The organism is Methanobrevibacter sp. (assembly GCF_017427765.1).
GTDB lineage: Archaea > Methanobacteriota > Methanobacteria > Methanobacteriales > Methanobacteriaceae > Methanocatella.
Genome location: NZ_JAFRSC010000003.1, coordinates 23,766 through 30,376 on the forward strand (window position 1 = coordinate 23,766; position 6,611 = coordinate 30,376).

Here is a 6,611-nt window from a genome sequence, read left to right on the forward strand (position 1 = left end):
AAAAGATTAACTTAGTTTTTTAATAGCTGAATTTGCCCAAATCATAGTGATATTATTTGAAACAACTTCACCCAAAACAATTCCCATCCAGGCTCCCCAAACGCCCCAATTAAAGACAATAGCAAATAAAACTGCAAAAGCAATTGTAAAACCAGTTTCCCGCATGATTGTCTGAAACATCGCCGTAATTCCACGACCGATTCCCTGAAACACATATGTTGAGGCAACACCGACCGCCATTGTCGGATAATAGATTACAATCCATTGAAGAAAGCTGGTTAGTTCTGAAGCTATTCTGACACTTGATCCGGAAGATGCGAAAACTGAAGCGATATCACCTGCAAAGACATTTGTTAAAATTGCAACTGCAAAGGCAAAAACCATGGAAACTTTCATTGCGTATCTGTGAGCTATTTTGATGTTTTCATAATTTTTTGCACCGTAATTGGCTGCAATGACACTGATTAATGCAGTCCCAATAGCTAAAAGAGGAGTTGTTCCAATTGTCACTATCCTCCAGCCTGTTGAATAAACTGCAACCGAATCAGTTGACGAAACAAATGCCAGAAGCGCCGAGAAAACTGCTGCAAAAAATGCATTATTTAAAAGCTGGATACTTGCAGGAATCCCAACTTTTACAATATCAAAGCTGATGTCTCTATTAAAGTTGAAATTGGATAATTTGGGCTTTAAGTATGTATCTTTTTTAATGTAAAACCAATATGTCAAAATCAATATTACAAAAGCAGCAGATATTAACGTTGCAATAGCTGCTCCTTTAACGCCTAAATTTAAAGAGTAAATGAAAATCGGATCCAGAATCATGTTTAAAATCGCTGATGCAATCATGGCATACATTGGCCTTTTTGAATCCCCCTCACCCCTGTAAATTCCATATAAAGCATTTGAAAGGATTATAACTATTGAACCTAAAACAATGATATTTCCATAATCAGTTGCATAGCCTATGGTTTGACCGGCACCCATCGCATTAAGTATTGGAATGAGAAAAACTAAAAGTAAAATTGTTATAATAATGGAAACAATAACATCTATTAAAATCGAATGAATTGATGCATTGTCTGCCTTTGCTTTATTGTCTTCACCAACATATTTTGATATTGCAAAAGCAGCTCCCGCTCCAAGGCCATTTCCAAAACCGACCAGAATCATGAATATTGGAGTAAAAAAACCAACACCGGCAAGTGCATCAGCACCAAGACCGGACACCCAGGCAGCATCAATAAGATTATATAAACTGGAAATAAGCAGTGAGATAATCAATGGTATAGACATCTTCAATAAAGCTCGTTTGGGATTTCCAAGCATCACATCTACACTATTTGAACTTTCACCACTTTGCATAAGTAATTATTAAAATTTATTCACATATAAATTAATTGTTAGATTACATTCTAGCATTTCTTCAAATAATGAAAAAAAGTAAAATAAAAAAAATAAAAGAATTAGAATATTGGATCTTTCACCATTCCAATTCTTAAAGAGTTTAGGATAACAACCAAAGTCAATCCCAAATCACCGAAACCAACAGACATCATTAATGTAATTATACCTAAAATTGCCAATACCACACATAATAATTTCACAGAAATTGCCAATGTAATATTCTGTTTAATGATTCCCATTGTTTTACGGCTTAATGAAAACAGATAAGGAAGTTTTGAGATATCATCCTGCATCAGTGCAACATCCGCTGTCTCAATAGCTACATCAGAACCTGCAGCACCCATAGCAATACCTATGTTTGCACGTGCCAGTGCCGGAGCGTCATTAATACCGTCCCCAACCATAGCCACATCTCCAAACTTATTTCTGATTGTATCAAGAATGTTTAATTTATCTTCAGGAAGCAAATTGGAGTAGACATAGTTGATTCCAATTTTATCAGCCACGCTTTTTGCGGCAACTTTATTGTCTCCGGTAAGCATAATGGTCTGAACGCCCTGACTGTTCAAGTCTTTGATTACTTCAGAAGCATTTTTTCTAATCTTATCAGACACTGTGATGATACCTAACACTTTTGAAGCGTTTCCAACAAATATGATTGTTTTACCATCAGCTGAGAATTTATTTATCTCTTCACGAGATATATTAAATTCAGACCCTTCAATTAATGACTCATTTGCGGCGTAAAACTGCTCACCACCAATATCACCAATAATTCCTTTTCCAGGAACGTTTTTAAACTCGCTGATTTCTTCAAACTCAATTTCGTTGTATGTTGCATAGTTTAGGATAGCCTGTGCAATCGGGTGTGAAGACTGATGTTCAAGTGAAGCGGCAATTTTAACGATTTCCTCTTCAGAGCGGTTTTCATCCAAAACTATAACTTCGCTTAATTCAAGTTTTCCCTCTGTTAAAGTACCGGTCTTATCAAAGATTACTGCTTTTACGCCACGCATCTCTTCAACATATGTACTGCCCTTAATCAATACACCATTTTTAGTAGCTGCAGTAATAGCAGATACCATACCTACAGGTGTTGAGATTAAAAATGCACATGGACATGAAATTACCAAAAGTGAAAGAGCCTTATAAACCCAGTCGACCAATGGCTGACCAAACAATAATGGTGGAATAAATGCAACACATGCTGCTGCAACCATCATTACTGGAGTATAGTACTTTGCAACCTTTTCAACCAATGATTCAGTTTCAGAGCGGTTAAGTTGTGATCTTTTAACCAGAGTTACGATTTTTGAAATCACAGAATCTTTTGCTTTTTTGGTTACGACAACTTCAAGATAACCGTCCTCATTAACAGTACCTGAAAAGACATTATCTCCAATTTGCTTTAAGACAGGAACACTTTCACCAGTAATGGAAGCCTGATTAATTGATGATGAACCTGAAATGACCTGACCGTCCAAAGGAACTTTATCCCCTGGTTTTACAATAACGACTTCACCAATATTAACATCATCAACGTTTCTAAGCTCTTCTGAATCTCCAACTTTAACTCTTGCGGTTTCAGGTGCAATTTCAACCAAAGATTTTATTGAACGTTTTGCCCTGTGTTCGGCATAATCTTCTAAAAATTCTGCAATATAGTAAAGGAATGTTACCGCTGCACCCTCTTCAGGATGTCCGATGATAAATGAAGCCACACATGCAATACACATCAGCATTGCCGGACCAATAGTGTGCCTTTTTGCAAGAGAGTTATATGCCATTATAGCTATCTCATAACCTGCAATCAATGCGGCGGCCATAAAAATAACAGTTACGATTGTTGGTGAAAATGCTAAAAATTCAAGAATATGACCTGCTGCAAAGAGAACACCGCTTGCAACGATGATTTGAATTGGTCTATTGGCTATTAATGGTTTTCCTTCAGCTAATAGTTCTCCGTCGTGACCATGGTCATGGTCATGGTCATCTTCATCAGCACAATCCGGACACCCGCAGAGGCTGAATTCCACATCATCGTCATGGTCGTGGCAGTCACAATCAGGATCAGAGCAGGAATCAGGTTCATCGTGTTCATGATGGTGATGCTCATGGCCATCATGACAACCACAATCATCATCCACACAAACATCAGCCTCAGCATGAGCATGATTGTGTTCATGGTGCTCGTGACCGTGCTCATGCTCATGATGATGGTCATGCCCATGGTCATGTTCGTGATCATGGCCATCATGACAACCACAATCATCATCCACACAAACATCAGCCTCAGCATGAGCATGATTGTGTTCATGGTGCTCGTGACCGTGCTCATGCTCATGATGATGGTCATGTTCGTGATCATGGTCATCTTCACAGTCAGGACATCCGCAAAGGTTTATATCAACATCTTCATCATAGTCTATTTCTTCTCTGTGGTCGTATACGCTTAAATCAGTATTTTTTTGAAAATCTCTTAATAACTGTTTATCATAATGGTTAGAATTTTCACAATGAATATCTTCACATTCCGGGTCAAAACAGATGTAATTGTAATGTTTGGGATTTAGACAAATCTCATCCAAACAGTCAGAATCATAACATCTATTTGCTACCATACTATCACCAAATTAAAAATTATTCTAATATATGTTCTAGGCCTACTTTGTAAATCATTTCAATGTGAAGGTCTGTAAGAGAGTATCTTGCCATTTTTCCTTCTTTTTGATATTTTACTATGTTATTTGCACGCAATATTCTGAGCTGATTTGAAACAGTAGTCTGATTCAAATCAAGTGCTTCACAGATATCACATACGCACAAATCTTCGATACTAAGCAGGGAAATAATTTTTAATCTTGTTGGATTTCCAAATATTTTAAAGAATTCTGATAAATCTGAATATTCATCTTCTGAAGGCATACGTTCTTTTACACGAGCAACGGCATCTTCATGAGAGTTGAATATTTCACACATATCCTCTTTTGTATTTTCAAGATTATTATTTTCCATAGTCATCACATATATTATATATTTACATATTATGATATGTTTATGTATTTAAATGTTTTCATATCATGATATTATGATATGTTATTTTAAAAAAATAATAATATCAGACATCAAAGTAGTGAATTTCCTCACCCTGATACTCGACATTATTAACAAGCAGAACATCACGAGGATACTTAACATCGCCCAGAGAATGCTTTTCAACGACATTGCAGTCTATAAACTCAACAATGTAGGCATCAGTCACATACTGTGAAGGAATTTTCATTGCATCACCACTATCCATCACCACAAAGTAATCGCTGGAAGTGAAGACCTTCTTATCTCCTAAAGATTCCATCCATTTTACAGTGTCATTATCATAGCCTTCATAATATTTGGCTGTTTTGACATCCCGAATTATATCGCGAAGCTCCAAAGGCCCTTCTGAGGATACATTCAGCGAAGTAAAATTACCTGAAATTGCTGATGGAGATTCATCAACCAGATAGATTACATATAAACCTACAAAAATTAAAATCACCAAAATAATTGGAACAACAATTTTTTTCATGAAAATCCACCAAAATTAACTGAATTTTATATATTACTTTGGCTAAAAAAATATATATGTATATCTAAAGTCAAAAGCTTCTTAAAAAAAAATTCAGCAAAACTGAAAAACTTAAGAACCATTTTTACTTTATAAATCCGAAAAAACACAAAAAATCAACGTGAGGAGACATTATGAATCGAGAGGAAATGGATAAAGAGTTCAATCAAGTATATATGCAGGCCAAAGGCACTTGTCCAAACTGCGGAACCGCCCTGACATTTATCAACGCCTTGCAAATGGCGGCGGAACATGACATGGATGATTCTGTAATGTGCCATAACTGCGGAGACGTCTATTCAGTAGAGTTGCAGCCGGACAATATGGTGATTAAAGACAAGCTCAAAAACATTCCTGTAACCAAAAAACAGTACAGTAAAAGAAACTTTGCAAAAGAGTTCTATAATGACTTTACAAAAAATGACGGGAAAAATGGAGTTACAATCTTTAACGAATGGACAGAACAGGGCCATCACGATGCAAACTATACCTATGCTTTAATAGCAATCTCCAAACTGAACGGAGTTGGAGACCAAAACAAATGGGAACTGCTTTATAAAAAAGCAAAGATGACCGAAACAGCAGATGACAAATCCCTTGAAGAATGGTATGTCAATTTAGCTGAAGAGACCATTGGAAAAACCCATAAACAAATCAATGAACGATTTTCATCTCCTTCCAGTGAAGATAAAAGTGAACCTGCTGCAGAAAATAAATCAACAACAAAAAGCTCCAAAAAGAGATTCGGACTTGGTTTTATCAAAAATATTTTCTCCAAAAATGATTCCTCATCAGAACCTGAAAAAACAACACCACCAAGCACAAACGCACCAAAACCAGAAAAAACAACACCACCAAGTGCTCCCAGTTCAAAATCTCATTCAGAACCAACTACCGGAAATCCTTTTGTTGACATGGAACTAAGTAAAGCTTATGACAATACCATGAAAGAACGTGAAGAATTATTTGAAAAATTCAGAGCTGCAGGAATCAGTGAAGAAGTTCTTTCAAAAATTGAAGCACCACCTTCAAAAGAGGAATTCTTTAAAGAATACAGCAACCCTAAAAAAATCGGTGTCGTATTTGATATCGATGCATTAGGCGGAATATACGGCTATAGCGCCTATAAAATATTCTTTAAAAATCTTGATCCATTAAGAATGGGACATTTTAATATTTTTGACGGAGATACAAAAGGCTCATTATATGGAAACGATAACCAATACTGTATTGCAGTCCAAACACGTGACCCTGGCGTTATTGATTATGTTAAAGACACCATGTCTAAAGCAGACGATGAAGGTTTAGCTCCATTAAATCAGAGATTCATCGAAGATCCTGCTATTGAAGCTGAATTATTGGTATATGCTGCAGACGTGGCAAATGGAAATGTTATGAGTAAACAGAACGGTTTTGAAGTTTCAGCCGCAAATGAATCCGAAAACTGGAAAGCTCGTTGAACCTCTCCGGCTTAAAGAAGCCGGAGATTCTTAGGCCCTGCCTATTGTTTCGTCAAAACATTTCCATTTATATGAATATATGAATTTGCCTTGACCAATAGGCATGAAATCTACTAAGCAGAGGACCATTGAACCAG

General features: G+C 36.4%; 5 protein-coding genes. 1 reads left to right on the top strand and 4 read right to left on the bottom strand.

Annotated features, from left to right (window positions below; all coding sequences use genetic code 11):
• Nucleotides 1-6: 6 nt before the first annotated feature.
• The 4 genes from IJL02_RS00435 to IJL02_RS00450 form a co-directional block, all read right to left on the bottom strand.
• A complete protein-coding gene (locus IJL02_RS00435) occupies nt 7-1,365 on the bottom strand; it encodes an MATE family efflux transporter (protein WP_292807998.1) in 1,359 nt (452 codons plus the stop codon).
• A 101-nt stretch (nt 1,366-1,466) separates the two neighbouring features.
• A complete protein-coding gene (locus IJL02_RS00440; RefSeq protein ID WP_292808000.1) occupies nt 1,467-4,028 on the bottom strand; it encodes a cation-translocating P-type ATPase in 2,562 nt (853 codons plus the stop codon).
• A 19-nt stretch (nt 4,029-4,047) separates the two neighbouring features.
• Nucleotides 4,048-4,422 (bottom strand): helix-turn-helix transcriptional regulator, encoded by a 375-nt coding sequence (locus IJL02_RS00445; protein ID WP_292808002.1) that lies wholly within the window; start codon nt 4,420-4,422, stop codon nt 4,048-4,050.
• A gap of 103 nt (nt 4,423-4,525) precedes the next feature.
• Nucleotides 4,526-4,975, bottom strand: a complete 450-nt coding sequence (locus IJL02_RS00450) for a hypothetical protein (protein ID WP_292808004.1) — start codon at nt 4,973-4,975, stop codon at nt 4,526-4,528.
• A gap of 173 nt (nt 4,976-5,148) precedes the next feature.
• On the opposite strand from IJL02_RS00450, the gene IJL02_RS00455 reads away from it, so the two are divergent.
• Nucleotides 5,149-6,474 carry a hypothetical protein gene (locus tag IJL02_RS00455; protein WP_292808006.1) on the top strand — a complete coding sequence of 442 codons (1,326 nt, stop codon included), beginning with the start codon at nt 5,149-5,151 and terminating at the stop codon, nt 6,472-6,474.
• Nucleotides 6,475-6,611 lie beyond the last annotated feature (137 nt).